The sequence below is a fragment of the Bacillus cereus group sp. Bce019 genome, from assembly GCF_051781745.1.
GTDB lineage: Bacteria > Bacillota > Bacilli > Bacillales > Bacillaceae_G > Bacillus_A > Bacillus_A cereus.
In genome coordinates this window covers 62,458-83,700 of the sequence record NZ_JBPWJX010000018.1, presented here as the reverse complement: position 1 = coordinate 83,700, position 21,243 = coordinate 62,458, and the positions used below count along the sequence as shown (strand labels likewise).

The window sequence follows — 21,243 nt, the reverse complement described above, 5'->3', positions numbered from 1 at the left end:
CTTTTTAACAAATAATATAAGATCATAATGTAAACTAGATCACCTCTGTCTCATCATTCATAGAAATATAACTTTTTTTAGATAAAATCCATACACTTATAAAAAAGATAAAAATACAGACAAATAAGCGTATACATATACCAGTAGCATCTTCAAAGACATTTATATAAAAAGCATTTGTAAATAAAAATCCATGTAATATAAATCTATCTAATAAAACAGCAGTAATCATACATATTATTACAAGTAAACTAGGTAAAAATAATTGCAATAAAGCACTTATCATACATATAAAAACACTCGCAAATAATTGAATGCAAAATAATAATGGATAATTTACATCAACACTAGTTACAGCCATCATATTTGACATCAAAAACAACTGTAAAATCATACTCCCAGCAAAAAAGTAAACAAAAACAAATAGCTTCAAATAATATATGGAAACTAATTTCAATACATTATTCACTCTGTAAACAACATAAATACTAAAAAAATTCGACATAGAATATACAGAAAAAACAATTGTTAAAGGAATAAATATAGTCGACAAATTATAAAACGACATAACCTTATACAAAGTTTCCAATTCGTTCATTTTCTCTTTTACAATGCCCTGTTCAAAATAATTGAACAAGCAACCAATGATACTAACATTAAGTAAAAAGAGAATACTTAACCCAACATATTTCATCCTTATAGTTTCTTTCATTACATTATAAAAGAACATGCTTCCTACTCCCCCGTAAATAAAGAACTGCAGAACAAAACCAAATACATAACAGGACACTAAGAAAAATTTGCAATTCAAAAAAGCCGAAATCTTTAATTAAATAATCTTTAGGATTGAGAATCCCTTTTCCAATACCAAGCCAAAAAATATGTAAAACAAATGGAACTAAATAAATAAAATAAACTCGTTTTATAAAAAACGAAATTGATAAAGCCAAACTCGAAAAAACCGCACCGTATAAACTATTTAAAAATACATACATTAGAAAATATAAAGTAGGATACTCATAATAAACCGTATTAAATTGAGCTGTTGGTGAAACAGTAGCCGCCATATAATTTAATATTGGATGCGGAGCAACTGTCGGATAAGTCATCGCATATAAATAAAAATGAAATAGTAAAGGGACACTTATAATAAAAAAAGATACTATAAAATTAATACAATAAAGTAATCTAAAATAATGACGTGTTCCCATCTTAGAAATGACAGGATAAATAAATCCATAATTTTTATCAATTCTATAAATCCCAGCTACAGCCATTGCAGAAATCATAGGAAATATAAGTAGATAAAATTCACTATAAAATGGTAATCTATTAAAATGTAAAATGTTAGATAAATATGGAGATACCTTTATAATCCCAGCATCGTTAAATCCTTTCGTTGTTACACACATAACAATATATTGAGCAATGACAATTACTAACATAATAAATACAGACAACCAAAACATCCTACCTTTTAAAATCCTTCCTAAAAAGTAACTCATCTACAACTCCTCCATAAACCATTAATGAAATTTAAATCTTTTTTAATATGAACAGTTGATCCGCAACACCATAACATTTATTTTCTTTATTTAACCAAATGTAACGAAAAGAAACATTTGCTCTCTCTCCTTCAAATTTAGGAAACTCAACTTCATACTGATAAACATCATTTGTACCTTTTCTTTTTACACTCTTAACTTCTTGTTTCCACTGAATTATTTTTCCATCAATTTGTTCAATCCGTCCCAAAAGATACGTTGGTTTTTTCTTATTCGTCACACCCGTTAAAAAAACATAATAATTTTCTGGTATAACTCCTGACTTTAATTTTTTATTTGAAAGCTTATCCTCTATTAAGCTATCATTTCTTTCTATTTGACCTTGAAAGAAATCATGACCATTTTCACTTTTTAAAAACACTTGTTCAACAATAGTATTTTTCTTAATTTCTTGTAACTGAATACTTTTCAAATTATCTTTTTCCGTTAAAGTATCTTCAATATTTACAATCGGTTCATCTACTTTCTTTTGACAAGAAACTAAGAAACTAATACTCAATATAAAAAAACAAACTAAAATATATCTTGAGATAAACCTCATTACAACTCCTCCTATTTTAAAAATGAAATAGCAGGAAAAGCCGTATAATCAAGACTCGGAACTATACGACTTTTTCTAGTACTACACAATAAATAATTTCAATTTATAATTTCTAAATCAATATTCAGTGTAAGGTCCACTCGGTCTTACACTATCAGGACTCCAAGCAGTAGGATAAGCATTATTTTCTCTAGAATAACCACCAAATCTCACAGGTACATTTTTTCCATAGTTTTCATATGCGTAATTTTGGAAAAGATACGTTTTACCTGGTTTCACCGTTCCTTCATGCTTACCCGACTCACCTGAAACATTTACCCAATCTCTATTACCTTTACCTTTATTTTTATCAGCTTCTGTCCAAACGTTAAAAGAACCACCGCCCTTCTCACTACTCTTTACACGCATATACATAGAAGTAGGTGTCTCTTTAGGACGTGCATTAGTAAAATCATATGCATTCCAAAGTCTAAAGGTAAATTCTACATGATCATCCTTTGTATCAGCCTTAGCAGGTTCGGTTAAAGCAAAAGTACTAGCTAAAATACCTAACGATAAAACAGATACAAACATAAAACGACTTTTTTTCTTAATGCTCACTAAAAGCACCTCCGATAATTTGTAGCATTATATCGATTTTATTTTTTTACTAAAGAAACAAAGTAAATCTGTATAATGCAATTTTAAGATAACAAAAGCAAAATACACTATCAATTGATTCCAGAAAACTTAATATTTTATTTACAATTATAAAATATTGCTAAATTAAACAAAATTAGTATACTCCTAACAAGTACATACTTATGGAGATAATCACATTCAAAATCTCAATACAAAAAAGCGCAGCCATTTCGGCTACGCTTTCGAATTATTATTTAGTTTCGATTAAACCGTATTTCCCATCTTTACGGCCATATACAACATTAGTTTCGTTTGTATCAGCATTTGTGAAGACGAAGAAATTATGTCCTAGCATATCCATTTGTAGGATTGCCTCTTCAACGTCCATCGGTTTTAAATCGAATCGTTTTGTACGTACAAGTTCTAATTCATCTTCTTCTACCTCATCCAAAACAGCTACTGCTTCTGGAAGGATAAAGTTCGTTTTTATAGAACCTTTCTCACGTAACTTACGATTTACTTTTGTTTTATGTTTACGAATTTGTCGCTCAATTTTATCAACTACTAAATCGATAGCAGCGTACATATCGCTATTAGTTTCTTCTGCACGAAGTAATAAATCAGTAAATGGAATTGTTACCTCGACACGTTGCTTGTCAGAGTATACTTTTAAATTAACTTTAATCTCTGGGAATGTATCAAAATAACGCTCTAACTTACTTAGTTTTTTCTCTACATATTCCTTTAATGCTGGAGTTACTTCAATATTTTCACCACGAATGTTGAATTTCATAGATGAATTCCTCCTTTCAAGCCTATGTACTATAATTTCGACATTGGCTTAAAAACTCCTTCTAACTTTTTTAAAAAAATTAGTGGAATTGCGATTTTTTTATCGTTTTTTGTTGAAATGAAAAGATGCATCGTTTCTATCTTTATTTTATCCTATTAACATCGTGAATAACGAATATTTCTGTGGACAATTCGTTACAGAAAAGAAACAACTTTTTGACAACTTACCCTATAACAAAAACCCCTTGCGAAAAACAAGAGGTTCTACTACATATATATAACGTTGCCACAAACGCAGCTTTCTCTTCCCAAAACAATATACCCTACAGTTTCACAACATTAGCTGCTTGTGGTCCACGTGCTCCATCTACAATGTCAAACTCTACTTGTTGCCCTTCTTCCAATGACTTATACCCATCTTGTTGAATAGCAGAAAAATGGACAAATACATCGTCACCATCTTCACGCTCAATAAACCCAAATCCCTTTTCTGCATTGAACCATTTCACTCTTCCTTGCATGTTCATTCCATTCCCTTCACTCTAAAAATCAGGGCATTCGCCCCATATTTTGACTATAACGAATGACAACATATGAAGTCAAAGAAGACTTATCGCCTTTTTATTATCCCTTTCGACACTGCCGTATTAACTTCTACAAAGTGTCAAACTAGATACTTCCCTTGCCCCTCTTTCATATAACAAACTTCCGATTTGCCTAACTGTAATCCCTGTCGTATACACGTCATCGACGAGTAAAATATGTTGCCCAGAAAACATTTCTTCTCCCTGAAAATAAAAAGGATTGCTTCCTGACACCCTTTCTTTACGTGTCTTCTTACTTTGCTTTTCTGTTTCCCTTCTTCTTAATGATGGATAAGAAATTTTGACAGGCAAACAAGTTGCTAATAACTCAGCTTGATTAAAACCACGTTCAATTTCCCTTTCCTTACTAAGCGGAACAGCGATAACAGTTGAAACATTGGCAAAACACTTTTGAAATAAACTTCGAAAAGGACGATAAAAAATGTGCACTAACTCTGCATCCCCCCGAAACTTAAACTGCGCTACTATTTCTTTCATCTCATCATCATACATATACAACGAACGGTTTTTAAAAGAACGATACTTCTCCTCTTTCATCCACCTTATACAATCTATACAAATACCGTCTTCTTGAAATGAGGCAGGAACAAATTCTAAAGGTCGCCCGCACTCCATGCAAATTTCTCCTATAATATAGGAAAGTTTCTGCTCACATCTATCACATATATATTTTCTATGACACTTTACAAAAAAAGTGTACCAACTAACCTTTTCTACAAAACACTCATCACAAAGTAAACAATGCATTAATCGATCAATCCTTGTTCTTTCGCATTTTTATTCATACCTTGAATATGTTTTTTCGCGCGCACCATCGCCTCTGTCTTGCCATAGTGAAAATAAATGACCTCTCCATATGGTGCTTCAAAGCTCCGCCCTGCTCGGCCCGCAATTTGTACGAGCGCACTTTCTGAAAATATTTCTTCTTCCGCCCCTAAAACTGCAACTTGCAAATTTTTCACCGTTACGCCTCGCTCTAAAATTGTCGTTGTAACTAATAATGGGATTTCTCCCTTTCTGAACGCTGCGACTTTCTCTTTTCTCATCGGATCTTCTGCATGTACACCTTCAACTTTATTATGCAATGATTTCAATAACGAGCTTATTTCTTCTATATATCGTACATGGGGAACGAATAAAAAAACAGGATACTTTTTGTTTAAGTACATCTTTAACCATTGTAGTAAAACTCGAGGAATTCTTTCACGGTTGAGGCTTTTCTTCCAATTTCCGCACCAGCAAAATAGAGGAACTGGCAACGGATGACGGTGATATCGTCCAGAAACAATAACACCTTTTTGTTCACCTCTTCTAAATTTTCGCTTCCACGTTTCATCTGGAGTCGCAGTTAAATAAATACGCGCCGCTCTTTCTTTCATCGCTTGTTTTACCGCGTACTGTAACATTTGATCTGCACAATATGGAAAAGCATCTATCTCATCTACAACCATGACATGAAACGCCCTATAATAACGCAATAATTGATGCGTGGTTGCAACGACTAGTACTGCATCTTTTTCTTTATCCACACTCCCTCCATATAAAGCCGCTACCTTTATATATGGAAATACTTCTTGTAATCTCGGTGCTAATTCCAGAACAACATCCGTTCTCGGCGTTGCGATACAAACTCTTTCTCCTTTTTGAAGCGCTTCGTTAATACCGTAAAACAACATCTCTGTTTTCCCAGCCCCGCATACAGCCCAAATAAAAAATGATTCTTTTCGCTTAATAGCCTCTATAACTCCTTGCGCCGCCAAATTCTGACCAGTAGACAACGTTCCGCTCCACCGTAACAAGTTTAAATTCTTTTCTCTCTTTCTTTCAGCAATCCCGCGAACAAGTAAAGTACATTCACTTACCCTCCCCATCGTTATACACTTCCGGCAATATGTGCACACTTTACTGCATCTTTTACATAAAAACGACGCAAATAGCCGCTGTTCTATATTTCCACAGCGCTGACATACATATTTAGAAGCCTTCTTTTTTACACCTTGTACACAGACGACCTCTCCCTTCTTTTTCAAATCATTTAATTCCCTCTGTAAACCTGAAGAAATTTCTTCTAATAGCAACTGTTTCCCCGCTAGCATCAACAATCACCTCCAGCACTACTATAAACCCTTCTTCAAATCCCGTAAAAACTCAAAAAAGTCGATAACCTACTTATAAAATAGTAAGCTATCGACTTTATACACGTTTTTTATTCTTTTATAAATCCTAGAATCGACCGTATCCTAAGAAATGTTTTTTGTTATACGAACTGTTAATATCACCGTACGCAATTCCTTTATCACTAGCATGGATCATTTGGCCATTACCAACATAAATACCAATGTGAGATGGACCTGCTTTATAAGTACCTTGGAAGAATACTAAGTCTCCCGGTTGCGGGCTACTTACTTTTGAAACAGAATTCCAGTAACCATTAACGTCTTGACGACCTACACCAAAAATGTAAGAAATGAATCCACTACAGTCAAAACCACCGTTTGATGGAGATGCACTTCCCCAAACATATGGCTTACCTAAATATTGCTTAGCTTTACCAATTACGCCAGTATCCGGTGGAGTTGGTGCTGAGTTTTGCTCTGGTGTTTTCTTTTCTGCTTTAGGTGCCTCTTTTTTAGGCTCTTCCTTTTTAGGTTCTTCTTTTTTAGGCTCTTCTTTTTGAGATTGTCCACCATTGTTTGCTGGTGCAGCTTGCTCTGCAGGTGCTTGTGCTGGCTGAGCTTGTGCAGCTTTAGCAGCTTGCTCTGCTTGTTTTTGAGCAGCAGCTTCTTGTGCAGCTTTTGCTTGTGCTTCTTCTTCTGCAATGCGTTGTAATTGCAGTGCTTGTTTCTCAAGCTCTTTCAATTGACCTTCCGTACTTGTCATTGAAGTTACAACTGTATCCATTTTACCGCTTAAATCGTTTACCGCTGCTGCTTTTTTCTCTTTTTCAGCGTCAAGTTCTTTCTTAGCAGTTTCAATTTGAGCTTGTGCTTCTTTTAATTCTTTTTGTTTCTCTTTTACCGTTGCAACATCTTTTTTCACACTAGCTTGATCTTCTTGTTGTGTTTTCATGATATCTTCATCAGACTCAAGAATTTTAGAAACAGAAGTTAAACGATCAACTAAATCTGCAACGTTTTTAGAGTTTACAAGAACTTCTGTTACAACGTTCGTATTTGGTTGTTCTTGAAGTGCAACTAAACGCTTTCTTAATAGCTCTTCACGTTTTGCAATCTTTGTTTGTAATTCTGCAATATCTTTATTTTTCTTTTCAATTAATTGCTCAGTATCAGAAACTTTTTTCGTTGTTTCATCAAGCTTTGCAGCATTCTCTTGAACAGATTTATCTAAACCTTGAATTGTTTTGTTTAAGTCATTCATTTGTTTTTGTAATTCATCACGTTCTTGTTGTTGTTTATGTAAAGTGTCATTTTGTGTATTAATTTGTGATTTCACGTCAGAAATTTTATCTTCTGCAAATACATTTGGTGTTAGCCCAGAAAACATTAACCCTGCAACTAATGCGCAAGATGTCATTTTTAGCTTTTTCATTTTATTTTTTACACCGCTTTCTTTTTTCTTTTTCCGTATATAACCTATAAAATTTATACCATAATTCGGGATTTTTTTTGCTAATGTTACGTTTTTGTAAAACAAATGTAATATTATATGTATCTCTAACGCAGAATTCGTATATTTTTGTATATATGTGTAGAAATTTATATACTTTTCTCACTTCTATAAAAAAAGAAAAAACGTAAGGAATCCCTTACGTTTTATTAAATATACAAATACAAATGAAATGCTACTTCATCCATTTCTCAGCCCAATTTTGGACCTCATCCATAACACTTTCTAACGCTTTTCCCTTGTCAGTTAAGCCATACTCGATTCGAACTGGTACTTCTGGATAGACATTACGAACTACAATGCCCTCGCTTTCCAATTCCTTCAAACGCTCTGACAACATACGATCGCTCATATTTGGGATAATATCTGCGATTTCTCTAAAACGTTTCGACTCTTCAAGCAAAGATTTAATAATTAAGCCAGTCCACTTCTTACTAAGCAGAGTAAAAGCTGACTCAAACTTTGGACATAAACAAGAATTATGCTCCATATGTTTCACCTCTCTTCTATTATAATATAGTTTCTTGTAAAAAGTAAGTTATAAAACTTTCCTCATTATTTTATTTTACGTACATTTTACCATTTCCAAATATTAACTTGTCAACTAAACGTAACATACCCGTAAAAAAACCCTCTTAAAAAGAGAGCTTTTTATATCTTTATTACTTCGTATACCATCCAAGACCTAATGCACCTTCACCTAAGTGCGTACCAATTACAGCTCCAAAATAACCTGTACGAATTGTGACGTGAGGATATTTTGCTTCTAATTCTTTCTTCCATTCATTCGCTTCTTCTTCACGTTGCGCATGAATGATAACTGCTTCCATAGGTACACCTTTACTTGCTTGCTCATCAAAAATTTCAATGATACGTTTTAATGCTTTTTTGCGTGTACGAATCTTTTCAAACGGAATAATGATTTTATCTCTAAAATATAAAACTGGCTTCACTTGTAACAGACTGCCGATGAAAGCTTGCGCGCTATTCAATCGACCACCACGCTGTAAATGATGTAAATCATCAACTACAAAATAGGCGTCCATCGTTTTCTTCATTTCATCAAAACGAGCGATAATCTCTTTTGGGTTCTTTCCTTCACTTACTAACTTTGCACCTTCACGCACATAAAATCCTTGTACTTCACAACTAATTTCAGAGTCATACGTGTATACATCAATACCCTCTACCATCTGTCCAGCTGTCGTTGATGTTTGATATGTACCACTAATTCCACTTGATAGGTGAATACTAATAACTGCATCATAATCTTTAGCTAGTTCTTCATATAGCTCAACAAACTTTCCGATTGCTGGCTGAGAAGTTTTTGGAAGTTCCTCTTGTTCACGTACTTTCACATAAAAATCATCTGCTGAAATTTCAGCTTCTTCTTGATAAGATTCTGTTCCAAACACAACGTTTAATGGAATCATATATATATTGAGTTCATCACGAATTTGCTTCGGTATATATGCCGTACTATCAGTAACAATAGCTATTTTCATTTTCGTACCTGCCTTATAAAAAGTTTTATTTCCTAATTTTACACGAAAACTACAAATGGTGCATCCATACATGAAAATGCCGGTTGAAATTATACCACCATCTCGACAAATTACAACAAAAAGATAAAATACTCACCAAAAACTTCAGTGTATTTAGAAAAAATGTTTGAATATAAAAAGGCTCGCTTTTAAAATGGAAAGTACTAGTCATTTTGATAGATAGGGGCGTACACAAGTGCTATTACAATATTTAACAATCAAAGGCTACGGCGAACACGAAATTGTCATTCAAAAGTCAAGATTTATTTGTTATATTAGCCGAGCAACGACTGAGGAAGAGGCTCAAGAATTTATACAAAAAATAAAAAAACAACATTGGAATGCAACACATAATTGTTCCGCTTATTTAATTGGCGAACAAGATCATATTCAAAAAGCAAACGATGACGGCGAGCCTAGCGGTACAGCTGGCGTACCAATGCTGGAAGTACTTAAAAAACGTGGACTAAAAGATACCGTTGTTGTCGTGACACGCTATTTTGGTGGCATTAAACTTGGCGCAGGTGGATTAATTCGTGCATATGGAAAGTGTACAAGCGAAGGCATTAATCATGTCGGTGTTGTCCAGCGAAAACTAATGCGTGTGATGCAAACCGAGATTGATTACACATTACTTGGCAAAGTGGAAAATGAATTACGTAATTCAAAATATGCCATTAAAGATATACATTATCTAGAAAATGTCACATTTGATACGTATGTAGAAGAAGACGGCAAACAAGCATTTACAGATTGGATGATTGAATTAACAAACGGGAAATGTACAATTATAGAAGGAGATATGTTGTACTTAGAACAAGATGTTATCTAAGCATAACCCTATTTATCACCTTCAAAGATTAATGTAGTGAATTACTTCCCTACAAATGAACTAACGAACTAAGGAGATTATATATGGAAGAACGTTATTATCATCTCCAAAATAGCAGAATAAAAAAGAAGCGAAGAAGGAAACTTTTCTTCTTCCTTATTTTCGCATTTTTATTTGGCAGTATAGGAGTTTATGTGTTAAATTCTTACTCTTCTCTTATGGGGATATATAGTGGTTTTACTCGTGAAAAATCAGATTTAAGAGACAAAGATGTAGAAATTACAAAAGAACCTTTTACAATTCTCATTATGGGTATAGAAGATTATGCGACAGACGGTCAAAATGGTCGTACAGACTCATTAATGTTTGCAACAGTCAATCCAAAAACGCAAAAGATTTCACTTATGAGTATTCCTCGTGATTCTCGAGTTAAAATTGTTGGCAAAAATAAGGAAGACAAAATTAACGCTGCCCATGCTTACGGCGGAGAAGAAATGGCAATCAAAACTGTCGAAGGCTTTCTAAAAGTTCCTGTAGACCATTATCTGAAAATTGATTTCCAAGGCTTTAAAGGTATCGTTGATGCTGTTGGCGGCGTTACCGTTGACGTACCCTTCGATTTCTGGGAGCGCTCTGACGTGGATTACTACAAAAAAATTCAATTTAAGCAAGGACAGCAAAACTTAAACGGTGAAGAAGCACTTGCTTACGTCCGTATGCGAAAGCAAGATCCAAATGGCGATTATGGTCGAGCTGCTAGACAAAGACAATTACTAGCCGCTGTTGCTCATAAACTAAACTCCACCTCTACTGTATTTAAAATTAAAGATTTAACAGCTGTCGTTGGAAAATATATAAAAACCGACATTCCTATTTCAGACGGACTCGCTCTTTACAATAAAATTTCTGGATTTGATCCTTCTACAATGCAAACGTTAAAGCTTGAGGGCGAAGACAAAAAAATAGGCGGTATTTATTACTTCCTTCCAGATCCAATCAGTGTAGAAACGGTGCGTAACGAAATTGAAAAAGAATTAGGAGAAAAAACAAAAAATCCAGCTACAAAAAACAACTCAAATCCTGATTCAAATTCAGGTTCTAACTCTAACGAACAAACAAAAAAAGAAACAAACCAAAATAAAACACCAACTGATCCGCCACCTTCTACAAATGCTCATGCAGAGTGGATTATGCGCAATCAGCCGTAACAAAAAGGCCCAATCTATCCGATTGGGCCCTTTTTATTTACTTATTAAAGTGTTGTAAAATTGCTTCTACAATGCGCTCTGATGCACGACCATCACCGTAAGGGTTAGATGCTTTCGCCATCTTATCATGAGCTTCTTTATCTGATAACAACTCATCAGCAAGGCCAAAGATTGTCTCTTCGTCTGTTCCTGCTAATTTCAGCGTACCTGCTTCAATACCTTCAGGGCGCTCTGTTGTATCACGAAGAACAAGAACTGGTACACCAAGTGATGGAGCTTCTTCTTGTACACCACCAGAATCCGTTAACATTAAGTATGAACGAGCTGCAACATTGTGGAAATCAATTACATCTAGCGGCTCAATTAAATGAATACGGTTATGTTCACCTAAAATTTCATTTGCTATTTCACGAACAACAGGGTTCATATGAACAGGGTACACAACTTGTACATCTTCATGCTTATCTACAAGACGCTTAATTGCACGGAACATATTACGCATCGGTTCACCTAAGTTTTCACGACGGTGAGCTGTCATAAGTACAAGACGATCATTTCCAAGTTTCTCTAGTACAGGATGACTATATGTTTCTTTTACAGTCGTTTGTAGCGCGTCAATCGCTGTATTTCCTGTAATGAAAATACGTGACTCATCTTTATTTTCCTTCTGTAAGTTCGTTGCTGATTTTGCTGTTGGTGAGAAATGAAGATCCGCCATTACACCTGTTAATTGACGATTCATCTCTTCTGGGTATGGAGAATACTTATCCCACGTACGAAGGCCCGCCTCAACATGACCTACTGGAATTTGATTATAAAAAGCAGCTAAGCTTGCAATAAATGTTGTTGTTGTATCACCATGTACAAGTACAATATCCGGCTTCGCTTCTTTCATTACTTTATCCAAACCTTCTAAACCACGCGTTGTAACATCAATTAAAGTTTGGCGGTCTTTCATGATATTTAAATCGAAATCTGGCGTAATTCCAAAGATACTTAATACTTGATCTAACATTTGGCGATGTTGTGCTGTTACAGTCACAATTGATTCAATTTTTTCTGGGTGTTTTTGCAACTCTAATACAAGAGGTGCCATTTTAATTGCTTCTGGACGTGTCCCGAAAATTGTCATTACTTTTAAACGTTCAGTCATGTGATTGCCTCTTTTCTTTCACTAATTACAGCTTCTATTATGACATATAAAAATATGCATGAGTACTTCCCTTTTTAACGCATAACAGAAACTTTTCTATTACAAATACTTTTTCTTCCCACCGAGTAATAATCTATCTTTTGTTTCTTAACATCTTCATCAGTATAACAATTTCTCCCATCAAATAAAATAGGCTCCCTCATAAGTTGTACGTACTTTTCTAACGGATATGTTTGAATATCTTTCCATTCTGTTACGATAAAAGCCGCACTCGCATCTCTAAGCGATTCATCTATACATCTACTATATTGTATAGCATCTCCAAATATATTTTTCACATATTGAATTGCTTTTGGGTCGTAAAGAACAATATCTGCACCTATATTAAGTAATGCTTCTATTATAATAAGAGATGATGCTTCTCTAATATCATCCGTATTCGGTTTAAAGGATGCGCCAAGAACTGCAATCCGCTTTTTATTCATATTCATAACTTTTTTGGCTTTTTCAATCAATAGCAGCTGTTGCTTATTATTTACTTCAATAACCGCTTTTAACAAACGAAAATCATGAGCAACATTTCCCGCAATTTGTACCAGTGCTTTCGTATCTTTCGGAAAACACGATCCTCCGTAGCCAATGCCTGCATTTAAAAAAGATGCGCCGATTCTCTTATCCATTCCCATCCCTTTGGCAACATCTAATACATTCGCGCCTACCTTCTCACATATATTTGAAATTTCATTAATGAAACTAATCTTTGTAGCTAAAAAGGCATTCGACGCGTATTTAATCATCTCCGCACTTTTAATATCTGTAACATACGTTTCTAAGCATAATTCACTATACAAACTCTCTACTCTTCTTGCTACTTCCTCACTATCCGCTCCAATTACAATACGATCTCCATGAAAGAAATCATAAATACCTGAACCTTCACGCAAAAACTCTGGATTCGATACGATATGTACTGTATGCCTCCCTTTTAACTTCTCCTCAATCCATCCCTTCATTACATCATTTGTACCTACTGGAACTGTACTTTTCGTAACAACAATAATATCGTTCGTCGCATATAATCCAATATCGTTACAAGCACTCTGAATATACGTTAAATCTGCCGTCCCATCTAATAAAGGTGGGGTTCCAACTGCAATAAATATAAACTCTACATCATCAAATGCCTCTTCTTTATTTGATGTAAAAGTTAAACCATTATTCTCATATGCATAATTTATTAATTCATGTAATCTGGCCTCATAAATAGGTAAATCCCCTTGTTTTATCCGTTCAATTTTTTCATTATCTATATCAAAACATATAACTGAATGCCCCAATTTTGCCAATCCTACTCCTGTAATCAACCCAACATATCCAGTACCTACTATCGTAATTTTCATTTCTTTTTCGCACAGGAATTTACAATAGAAAAGATATGAAAATTAGAATTCTCCCTGCGCTTCCCCCTCTCACATTAAAAATGAGAAAACCCTTTTTCTTTTTCATTATATGAATTACTTCTCTTATTTTTTTTAAAGTTTTTGTAAAATTAAATGCACTATAAAGTAAAACTTAATCAGTAAGAATGAGGCTGCCAGTTCACGTGTAATAAATTCCCACATTTTAACACGAGACTTACTCATTTCTACGTGCAACACTTATAATACTGAAATAAAAGTATTCACTATCGAAGAAAAAGAGAAAATGTCACATTCCGAAGTCCAGTACGATTAACCTTCTTATATGATTCAACATTCTATATACAATTGTCATATATTCTATTCGCTTCCATTAACCGTAAAAAGAAAAAAAGATTGAATTCTAATCTTTTTGTGATACCATATGTTATGAGCCTGTAAACAAACATCATAATTTTCAGATAAATATATTTTCAAAAAAAAATTACGTTAAACTATAAAGGGTGGGGTATTAATGGACTCACAAGTGATTTATGCCATTTTGGCATCTTTCATCACTGTACTTGTCGTTACTCCTTTAGTTATTAAATTAGCTTTTAAAATAGGAGCGACAGATAAACCAAACGCACGTAAAGTGCACCAAAAGATTATGCCACGTCTTGGCGGGTTAGCAATATTTATTGGTGTAGCTGTAGGATTTGTTGTCGGTGGCTTATATGAGCAAAGAATGTTATCGATAACGCTAGGTGCAATTATCATTGTAATCATCGGAATTTTAGATGATATGTACGAGTTATCTGCGAGAGTAAAATTCGGTGGACAACTGTTAGTTGCCATTATGATTGTAAAAAGTGGATTATTAGTGCAAGTATTATATATCCCATTCATTGGGGATACTGAACTTGGATGGCTTGCTTATCCAATTACAGTATTTTGGCTTGTAGGTATTACGAATGCAATCAACTTAATTGACGGCTTAGATGGATTATCTGCTGGGATTTCATCTATCGTACTTGCAACGCTAGCATATATGGCCTTCACTAGCCCATGGGGTACTGGAACAGCTATTATCTTGCCACTTGCATTAATTATATTAGCAAGTACAATTGGATTTTTATTCTACAACTTCCATCCAGCAAAAATTTTCATGGGAGATACAGGAGCACTATTTTTAGGATACTGTATTTCTGTTATATCGTTACTTGGATTATACAAAAGTGTAACGTTATTCAGTTTTATCGTTCCAATTATCATTTTAGGTGTACCTATATTTGATACGATATTTGCAATCATCCGTCGTATCGTAAATAAAAAACCTATTTCAGCACCAGATAAATCGCATTTACATCACCGCTTACTTGCAATGGGATTCTCTCATCGCAAAACGGTACTAATTATATACGCATTCGGTATTTTCTTTAGTGTAAATGCCATTATTTTCACTACTGCAACGTTATGGTTATCCATTATTCTTCTTTTCGCTTTGATTTTCTTCACAGAAATCATCGCTGAAATAATCGGGCTTGTACATGAACGCTACAAACCAATCATTTCCTTTTATAAAAAAGTGAAAAAACGCGAAGACTAATTGTAGTATAGCCTTTTCAATTATGAAATATTCAAATAGCATCCTCTTTCTTATAAGAGGATGCTATTTTTTATTCCCTATTTTATATTTCCAAAATATAGATTGTTTGAGAGTTTCTCTATTGGAGAAAGATATACATAATAAGAAAAGTATCAAGTTTTCTTTTTTACATCTTGATTGTCAAACTGAGGGTGAATGTTATGATCAAGCGAGTATTTCAATGTATTATTTTATTTTTAACGATTACTATGTACGTATCATCTAATACTGAAGCAACAACTGTTATTCCTGCTGAATATCATCCAAATACTGAAACAACTTCTCCTACACAAAAAATTGCGTACTTAACATTTGATGACGGGCCAAACAAATATACTACACAAATTTTAAACATCTTAAAAGAAAAGAACGGCAAAGCAACTTTCTTTGTTATTGGCGGAAAAGTGCCGCATTACACAAAAACGATGCAACGATTAATTAAAGAAGGACATTATATCGGGCTCCACAGTATGTCACATGATGTAAAACGCCTTTACACTGGTGACCCCTCCACTCTAATTGCAGAAATGGAGCAAACAAAAAGCATTGTCCAGCAAGTTACGAAATTAAATACACATCTCGTTCGCGTTCCATATGGTAGTATGCCTTACTTAAAAAAGAATTACCGTGACGCACTTGTATCGGCCCAGTATAAAATGTGGGATTGGACGATCGATACATACGATTGGAAAAGCTATGACAATCCTTCTGCCATACTCGAAAGAGTACGTAATCAAAGTGATGAACAAGTCGAAGTCATTTTAATGCATGATTCGAGTGTAACCGTACAAATACTGCCAAAAGTAATTGATTATTTACAGTCACAAGGATACAAACTTCTTCCCTATAATCCTTCTTCTCATCTCAAGGTGAATTTTTGGAAAGACACAAGATTGTAACAGCTTTAGTGCCTATGTGCTAAAGCTGTTTTATTTTTCTCTTCCCACCCTTCCCATTTTTGTGTAAAATTTTAAATAGTGATGAAGTTTCGAGGTGAATAGAAATGAAACGAATAGATCTCATTTTTAACGCAATACAAAAAGGCAATTATACAGAAGGTGTAACCGCATCAGAACTCGCTACATTTCTGCAACTAGATCGCGCCAATGTAAGTAGCGATTTAAACAAACTTGTAAAAGATAAACGTTTATTAAAAACAAATACGCGACCTGTTCGTTTTTACATAGAAACGAACACTTCGTTGGAAACGCATTCAAAAGAAGTAACTTCATTAGATACATTTGCAATTGAAAATACGAGCCTTAAAATTGCAATTGAAAAAGCGAAAGCTTCTATTCTCTATCCTCCAAACGGTATGCATACTTTACTACTGGGAGAAACAGGGGTTGGAAAGTCTATGTTTGCTTCTTTAATGCACGAATATGCAATTGAAGTTGAACAGCTTCCTAAAAATGCACCATTTATCGTCTTTAACTGTGCTGATTACGCAAATAATCCACAGCTACTACTCGGGCAATTATTTGGGATTAAAAAAGGAGCTTATACAGGAGCAAGTGATCAAAAAGGGTTAATTGAAAAAGCACATGAAGGAATTCTTTTCTTAGATGAAGTACATCGCCTGCCTCCAGAGGGACAAGAAATGCTTTTCACCTTTATTGACCGCGGAGTATACCGCCGCCTTGGAGAAACAGAGAACGAACGTAAAGCACAAGTATTAATCATTACTGCAACAACAGAAGAACCAAATTCATTTTTATTAAAAACATTTACAAGACGTATACCGATGACTGTTACGCTGCCACCACTTCGTGAGCGTACACATAAAGAGCGCTTTGCTTTACTACAGCTATTTTTCACAAATGAAGCAATTCGTCTGCGAAAAGACATTCACGTTAGCCCAAATGCAATGCGTGCTTTCGTCTTTTACAATTGTCCCAATAACATTGGTCAATTAAAAACAGATGTTCAAATTGCATGTGCGAAAGCCTATTCTGATTTGGTCACAAAGAAACGTGATTCTGTCTATGTTTCAAGTACAGATTTACCTTGGTATATGAAAGAAGGGTTGTTCATTGAAAGAAAGAGCCGTCACTTATACCAAATACCAAATGAAACATTTGTATTTACAGGTGAGGAAGGTTGGAGTAATCATAAAACAGAAGATGAAAAACGCTCTTCTATTTACGATTATATTGATTATAAATACGAAGAACTTCAAGCACGTGGTATTGAAGAGGAAGAATTAGAATTACTAATAGAAAATGATGTTCAAAGCTTTTTCGTACAATATTTTAACCAAATATCCAAAAAAACAAGCCATGAAAATGTTTTTAAAATTGTGGATCGTAATATCGTTTCCGTATGTGAAAAAATAGCAGAACTTGCTGAAAAACATTTATCTAAGACGTTTGATGAAAAAGTATTTCTCGCTTTAAGTTTACATGTACAGACAACTCTACAACGTTTACAAAGCGGAAAACAAATACATCACCCACAATTAAATCAAATTCGTACGAAATATAAAGAAGCTTTTTCCGTAGCTATGCAATGTATTCAACTACTGGAGGAAGAATTACAAATAACAATGCCTATTGATGAAGCTGGCTTTTTAACAATGTTCTTCGTTGTTGATCCAATTCCTGCCTCACAAACAGAAGTAAAAGTATTAATATTAGCACACGGTAATGGCATCGCAACTGAAATGGCAAACGTTGCAAACGAACTTCTCGGCATTGAGGAAGTAACCGGTATTGATATGCCGTTACACGAATCACCGAAAGATTTCTTAGAACGTGTGAAAGTGTATATGAAAACACTACAAAATGTAAATGGGCTTCTCTTACTCGTTGATATGGGGTCACTTGCTTATATCGGTGACATATTAGAAACGGAGTTCAAAATCCCTGTACGTGTTCTCTCGATGACGAGCACACCACACGCACTAGAAGCAGCTCGAAAAGCCCAGCTCGGTTATTCATTAGATGCGCTATATGAAACAGTAAAAAATTTAACACCGTTTTACTTAAACGTACAAGAAGAAAAGAAAAAACCTCTCTCTCCAATGAAATCTGTTATTTTAACAGCTTGTTTAACTGGTGAAGGAAGTGCTTTAGCTATTCAAAAAATGTTAGAGAACTATTTACGATTTGATAAAGACTTAATTGAAATTATTCCGATTAGTATCGTCCATGAAAAAGATTTGACGAAAATGATCGAGAACATAAAAAAAGAGCGTAACATCATTTGTATCGTCACGAATTTCGATGTGCAAGTGCCGTGCTTAACATATCATTTCCAAGACATCGTAAACTACACAGCGATTCAGCCGATTCAAGAATTAATTACGTATGAAGAAACATATGCAAAAATGGCGGATATTCTTGAACAACAAATGCAGCGTAACGATGGAGCATTACTTATCAAAACAATTCGTTACGCATTAAATACAATTCAAGAATTAATTTCCTTACAGCTAACTCCTGATAGCTTAATGGGTGTTATTCTGCATATGAGCTGTATGGTTGACCGTCTTCAAAAAGGAGAAAACCTTCTTCCTCACCCTGATAAAGAGAAAAGAAGACAAGATGAATACTGGATGTATATGAAAGTAAAAAAAGCATTGCAACCAATTGAAAATACATTTGAAATACAAATACCCGATGACGAAGTATTTTACGTTATGGACTTCTTTATTAAAAATCAGCCTGTTAAAAATTAATTGAGGTCGTTGTTAAAAATATCGACCGTAACGCAAGTTATATCAGCGATTATTGAAATATATCGGCGCAACGCGAGTTATATCAGCGATTTTCAAAATATATCGGCGTAACTCAGATTATATCAGCGATTTTCAAAATATATCGATTTACCGACAATAATCGCTAAAACTAGCACCTTATATAATGAGAAAAGGCTGTTCCAACATATGGACAGCCTTTTCCTCTACTTCTTTACTTTTCTAACTCGCCCTCTTATTTCTCCTCTTTTTTGTGATTTCGTATGGACATTAACATATACATTTGCTTGAATAATTTCTTGAAGTAAATGTACAAATGATTTCCCTTGTAAAGGTCCCTCAAAATCCTCTACATTCACTACACCAGTAATACTTCCCTCGTTCAAGCTAATCCCTTGCTCCAGTGGACCATACAAATATAAAACAACAGGACCAATTTGAGTAGACTTCCCTAAATGGATTTGACATGATGTAACCTTTTCTATATTTTTTAGTATTACTCTGTAATGCAATTTCGTTAAATCATCACTAAAAATAAACTCTGCTACCCCAAAAGCTTCTGTATTTACAGGAGGCACTTCCCTCTTACCTGTTAACCTGGCAAAGAAATGTGTTGTCATAAGGCATTCTCCTTATATAAATTTCCCAGCACTACTTCTACTACTTTATGGTTTAGACATAATCATTTATGACTTTTTCAATTTTAATTACAAAGAAAAGATTCACAAAATCTTTACATTAGAATCGTTCCTTTTGCTTTACCACTTCTTGTATAATGCACATAGAAAAACATTATAGGAGGTTATTTTGAAAAAAAACAAACACATCTTTCACACATTATTAGAGATTTTTCTCGTCTCATTTAAATTAGGACTTACTTCATTCGGCGGTCCTGTCGCTCATCTCGGCTATTTTCACCACGAATACGTGCAAAAAAGAAAATGGATGGATGAACGAAGCTATGGAGATTTAGTAGCGCTATGTCAATTCCTTCCTGGTCCTGCCAGCAGTCAAGTCGGTATGGGGGTTGGATTATTAAGAGGCGGACTATTAGGAGCTATTATTTCATGGATTGGATTCACTTTACCGTCTGTACTTGTTTTGGTTTTCTTCGCCTCATTCCTTAATCAGTTCGATCTTGGAAGTGCTGGCTGGATTCATGGACTCAAACTTGTAGCAGTAGCTATTGTCGCTCATGCCATATGGGGAATGGCCCGAAAGTTAACTCCAGATCGCAACCGTGCGACGATTGCGATTGTAACTGCCGCAATTGCCTTATTATGGTCAAGTAGTTGGACACAAGTCATCCTTATTATAATATGTGGCTTTATCGGCTGGTTTTTATATCGCAACCAACCAATTAGCCAATCTCAAAATATAAAAGTACCTATTTCAAAAAAGATAGCAGTTTCTTGTCTCGTCTTATTCTTTGGACTATTACTACTGCTACCAATATTAAGACCGTTTTCTTATTACATCGCTTTATTTGATAGTTTCTATCGCTCTGGCGCACTTGTATTTGGAGGAGGACACGTCGTGCTGCCCCTTCTTGAAGGTGAGTTCGTACAAAACGGAATGATGACGAAAGAACAGTTCCTAGCTGGATACGGATTAACACAAGCAGTACCAGGACCACTATTTACATTCGCCTCTTATATAGGAGCAGTGTTAAACGGGACGCTTGGGGCAATACTCGCAACAATTGCGATTTTCCTCCCTGCTTTCTTACTCGTTATTGGTGTTTTACCATTTTGGAACAGTGTGAGAAAAATATCATTCATACAAGGCGCACTACTTGGTGTTAACGCCGCAGTTGTTGGTATTTTAATTGCCGCTTTTTACGATCCCATTTGGACGAGTACAATTATAAATACTTCAGATTTCGTTTTCGCTTCGCTTCTTTTTTGCTTACTAGCTTTTTGGAAAACACCACCTTGGGTTATCGTTATACTGGGAGCCTTTGGCGGATATATTCTGTCCATTTTATAAATAAAAAACGACGGCATGATGTAG

General features: G+C 34.7%; 20 protein-coding genes. 6 read left to right on the top strand and 14 right to left on the bottom strand.

Translation table 11 applies throughout. The annotated features are described in order from the left end of the window. Window positions 1–34: 34 nt before the first annotated feature. The 11 genes from ACS2QP_RS21180 to ACS2QP_RS21130 all read right to left on the bottom strand — a co-directional run bounded on the left by ACS2QP_RS21180 (window position 35) and on the right by ACS2QP_RS21130 (window position 9,256). A complete protein-coding gene (locus ACS2QP_RS21180) occupies window positions 35–730 on the bottom strand; it encodes a hypothetical protein (RefSeq protein ID WP_153581089.1) in 696 nt (231 codons plus the stop codon). After that, window positions 717–1,505 carry a hypothetical protein gene (locus ACS2QP_RS21175; protein WP_332284095.1) on the bottom strand — a complete coding sequence of 263 codons (789 nt, stop codon included), beginning with the start codon at window positions 1,503–1,505 and terminating at the stop codon, window positions 717–719. The genes ACS2QP_RS21180 and ACS2QP_RS21175 overlap by 14 nt, the downstream gene beginning before the upstream one ends. 31 nt (window positions 1,506–1,536) lie before the next feature. Next, a complete protein-coding gene (locus ACS2QP_RS21170; RefSeq protein WP_001211060.1) occupies window positions 1,537–2,106 on the bottom strand; it encodes a hypothetical protein in 570 nt (189 codons plus the stop codon). Between the two features lie 117 nt (window positions 2,107–2,223). Beyond that, window positions 2,224–2,706, bottom strand: coding sequence for a hypothetical protein (locus ACS2QP_RS21165; protein ID WP_438882801.1), 483 nt, complete (start codon window positions 2,704–2,706; stop codon window positions 2,224–2,226). Between the two features lie 271 nt (window positions 2,707–2,977). Then, window positions 2,978–3,520, bottom strand: coding sequence for a ribosome hibernation-promoting factor, HPF/YfiA family (gene hpf / locus ACS2QP_RS21160; RefSeq protein WP_000671185.1), 543 nt, complete (start codon window positions 3,518–3,520; stop codon window positions 2,978–2,980). 322 nt (window positions 3,521–3,842) lie between these two features. Further along, window positions 3,843–4,040, bottom strand: a complete 198-nt coding sequence (cspC, locus tag ACS2QP_RS21155) for a cold shock protein CspC (RefSeq protein ID WP_001990088.1) — start codon at window positions 4,038–4,040, stop codon at window positions 3,843–3,845. A gap of 126 nt (window positions 4,041–4,166) precedes the next feature. Next, window positions 4,167–4,871, bottom strand: a complete 705-nt coding sequence (locus tag ACS2QP_RS21150) for a ComF family protein (protein WP_013142274.1) — start codon at window positions 4,869–4,871, stop codon at window positions 4,167–4,169. Further along, the gene (gene comFA, locus ACS2QP_RS21145; RefSeq protein WP_332284096.1) at window positions 4,871–6,220 is read right to left on the bottom strand and encodes an ATP-dependent helicase ComFA; all 1,350 of its coding nucleotides are present in this window, start codon (window positions 6,218–6,220) and stop codon (window positions 4,871–4,873) included. The genes ACS2QP_RS21150 and comFA overlap by 1 nt, the downstream gene beginning before the upstream one ends. Window positions 6,221–6,347: 127 nt before the next feature. Beyond that, the gene (locus ACS2QP_RS21140; RefSeq protein WP_438882800.1) at window positions 6,348–7,778 is read right to left on the bottom strand and encodes a C40 family peptidase; all 1,431 of its coding nucleotides are present in this window, start codon (window positions 7,776–7,778) and stop codon (window positions 6,348–6,350) included. A gap of 148 nt (window positions 7,779–7,926) precedes the next feature. Then, entirely contained in the window at window positions 7,927–8,241 is a 315-nt protein-coding gene (locus ACS2QP_RS21135) for a winged helix-turn-helix transcriptional regulator (protein WP_000400857.1), read from the bottom strand. A gap of 172 nt (window positions 8,242–8,413) precedes the next feature. Beyond that, the gene (locus ACS2QP_RS21130) at window positions 8,414–9,256 is read right to left on the bottom strand and encodes a DegV family protein (RefSeq protein WP_025921785.1); all 843 of its coding nucleotides are present in this window, start codon (window positions 9,254–9,256) and stop codon (window positions 8,414–8,416) included. Between the two features lie 235 nt (window positions 9,257–9,491). On the opposite strand from ACS2QP_RS21130, the gene ACS2QP_RS21125 reads away from it, so the two are divergent. Continuing rightward, window positions 9,492–10,127 carry a YigZ family protein gene (locus ACS2QP_RS21125; protein ID WP_063538078.1) on the top strand — a complete coding sequence of 212 codons (636 nt, stop codon included), beginning with the start codon at window positions 9,492–9,494 and terminating at the stop codon, window positions 10,125–10,127. Between the two features lie 83 nt (window positions 10,128–10,210). Further along, a complete protein-coding gene (locus ACS2QP_RS21120; protein WP_332284097.1) occupies window positions 10,211–11,335 on the top strand; it encodes an LCP family protein in 1,125 nt (374 codons plus the stop codon). 37 nt (window positions 11,336–11,372) lie between these two features. Here the strand turns inward: ACS2QP_RS21120 and wecB are convergent, their stop codons facing one another. Both wecB and ACS2QP_RS21110 read right to left on the bottom strand, forming a co-directional pair. Then, window positions 11,373–12,488, bottom strand: a complete 1,116-nt coding sequence (wecB, locus tag ACS2QP_RS21115; RefSeq protein ID WP_000140145.1) for a non-hydrolyzing UDP-N-acetylglucosamine 2-epimerase — start codon at window positions 12,486–12,488, stop codon at window positions 11,373–11,375. A 74-nt stretch (window positions 12,489–12,562) separates the two neighbouring features. Then, a complete protein-coding gene (locus ACS2QP_RS21110; protein WP_332284098.1) occupies window positions 12,563–13,888 on the bottom strand; it encodes a UDP-glucose dehydrogenase family protein in 1,326 nt (441 codons plus the stop codon). Between the two features lie 532 nt (window positions 13,889–14,420). Here ACS2QP_RS21110 and ACS2QP_RS21105 point away from each other — a divergent pair. The 3 genes from ACS2QP_RS21105 to ACS2QP_RS21095 all read left to right on the top strand — a co-directional run bounded on the left by ACS2QP_RS21105 (window position 14,421) and on the right by ACS2QP_RS21095 (window position 19,212). Further along, entirely contained in the window at window positions 14,421–15,494 is a 1,074-nt protein-coding gene (locus ACS2QP_RS21105) for a glycosyltransferase family 4 protein (RefSeq protein ID WP_000378318.1), read from the top strand. A 200-nt stretch (window positions 15,495–15,694) separates the two neighbouring features. After that, window positions 15,695–16,432 carry a polysaccharide deacetylase family protein gene (locus ACS2QP_RS21100; protein ID WP_332284099.1) on the top strand — a complete coding sequence of 246 codons (738 nt, stop codon included), beginning with the start codon at window positions 15,695–15,697 and terminating at the stop codon, window positions 16,430–16,432. A gap of 104 nt (window positions 16,433–16,536) precedes the next feature. Then, a complete protein-coding gene (locus tag ACS2QP_RS21095; protein ID WP_438882799.1) occupies window positions 16,537–19,212 on the top strand; it encodes a PRD domain-containing protein in 2,676 nt (891 codons plus the stop codon). Window positions 19,213–19,436: 224 nt separating this feature from the next. Here ACS2QP_RS21095 and exsM read toward each other — a convergent pair whose 3' ends face one another. Then, complete coding sequence (gene exsM / locus ACS2QP_RS21090; RefSeq protein ID WP_000207046.1) at window positions 19,437–19,850, bottom strand: exosporium regulatory protein ExsM; 414 nt, start codon at window positions 19,848–19,850, stop codon at window positions 19,437–19,439. Window positions 19,851–20,037: 187 nt separating this feature from the next. Here exsM and ACS2QP_RS21085 point away from each other — a divergent pair, with 187 nt between their 5' ends. Beyond that, window positions 20,038–21,219 (top strand): chromate transporter, encoded by a 1,182-nt coding sequence (locus ACS2QP_RS21085; protein WP_332284101.1) that lies wholly within the window; start codon window positions 20,038–20,040, stop codon window positions 21,217–21,219. The last annotated feature ends 24 nt before the right edge of the window (window positions 21,220–21,243 follow it).

What these genes read in the sequence shown, in the direction of transcription:
- ACS2QP_RS21180 (WP_153581089.1), bottom strand. Translation starts at nt 730, where the DNA reads ATGTTCTTTTATAATGTAATGAAAGAAACTATAAGGATGAAATATGTT.
- ACS2QP_RS21175 (WP_332284095.1), bottom strand. Translation starts at nt 1,505, where the DNA reads ATGAGTTACTTTTTAGGAAGGATTTTAAAAGGTAGGATGTTTTGGTTG.
- ACS2QP_RS21170 (WP_001211060.1), bottom strand. Translation starts at nt 2,106, where the DNA reads ATGAGGTTTATCTCAAGATATATTTTAGTTTGTTTTTTTATATTGAGT.
- hpf (WP_000671185.1), bottom strand. Translation starts at nt 3,520, where the DNA reads ATGAAATTCAACATTCGTGGTGAAAATATTGAAGTAACTCCAGCATTA.
- cspC (WP_001990088.1), bottom strand. Translation starts at nt 4,040, where the DNA reads ATGCAAGGAAGAGTGAAATGGTTCAATGCAGAAAAGGGATTTGGGTTT.
- ACS2QP_RS21150 (WP_013142274.1), bottom strand. Translation starts at nt 4,871, where the DNA reads ATGCATTGTTTACTTTGTGATGAGTGTTTTGTAGAAAAGGTTAGTTGG.
- comFA (WP_332284096.1), bottom strand. Translation starts at nt 6,220, where the DNA reads ATGCTAGCGGGGAAACAGTTGCTATTAGAAGAAATTTCTTCAGGTTTA.
- ACS2QP_RS21135 (WP_000400857.1), bottom strand. Translation starts at nt 8,241, where the DNA reads ATGGAGCATAATTCTTGTTTATGTCCAAAGTTTGAGTCAGCTTTTACT.
- ACS2QP_RS21130 (WP_025921785.1), bottom strand. Translation starts at nt 9,256, where the DNA reads ATGAAAATAGCTATTGTTACTGATAGTACGGCATATATACCGAAGCAA.
- ACS2QP_RS21120 (WP_332284097.1), top strand. Translation starts at nt 10,211, where the DNA reads ATGGAAGAACGTTATTATCATCTCCAAAATAGCAGAATAAAAAAGAAG.
- wecB (WP_000140145.1), bottom strand. Translation starts at nt 12,488, where the DNA reads ATGACTGAACGTTTAAAAGTAATGACAATTTTCGGGACACGTCCAGAA.
- ACS2QP_RS21110 (WP_332284098.1), bottom strand. Translation starts at nt 13,888, where the DNA reads ATGAAAATTACGATAGTAGGTACTGGATATGTTGGGTTGATTACAGGA.
- ACS2QP_RS21105 (WP_000378318.1), top strand. Translation starts at nt 14,421, where the DNA reads ATGGACTCACAAGTGATTTATGCCATTTTGGCATCTTTCATCACTGTA.
- ACS2QP_RS21100 (WP_332284099.1), top strand. Translation starts at nt 15,695, where the DNA reads ATGATCAAGCGAGTATTTCAATGTATTATTTTATTTTTAACGATTACT.
- ACS2QP_RS21095 (WP_438882799.1), top strand. Translation starts at nt 16,537, where the DNA reads ATGAAACGAATAGATCTCATTTTTAACGCAATACAAAAAGGCAATTAT.
- exsM (WP_000207046.1), bottom strand. Translation starts at nt 19,850, where the DNA reads ATGACAACACATTTCTTTGCCAGGTTAACAGGTAAGAGGGAAGTGCCT.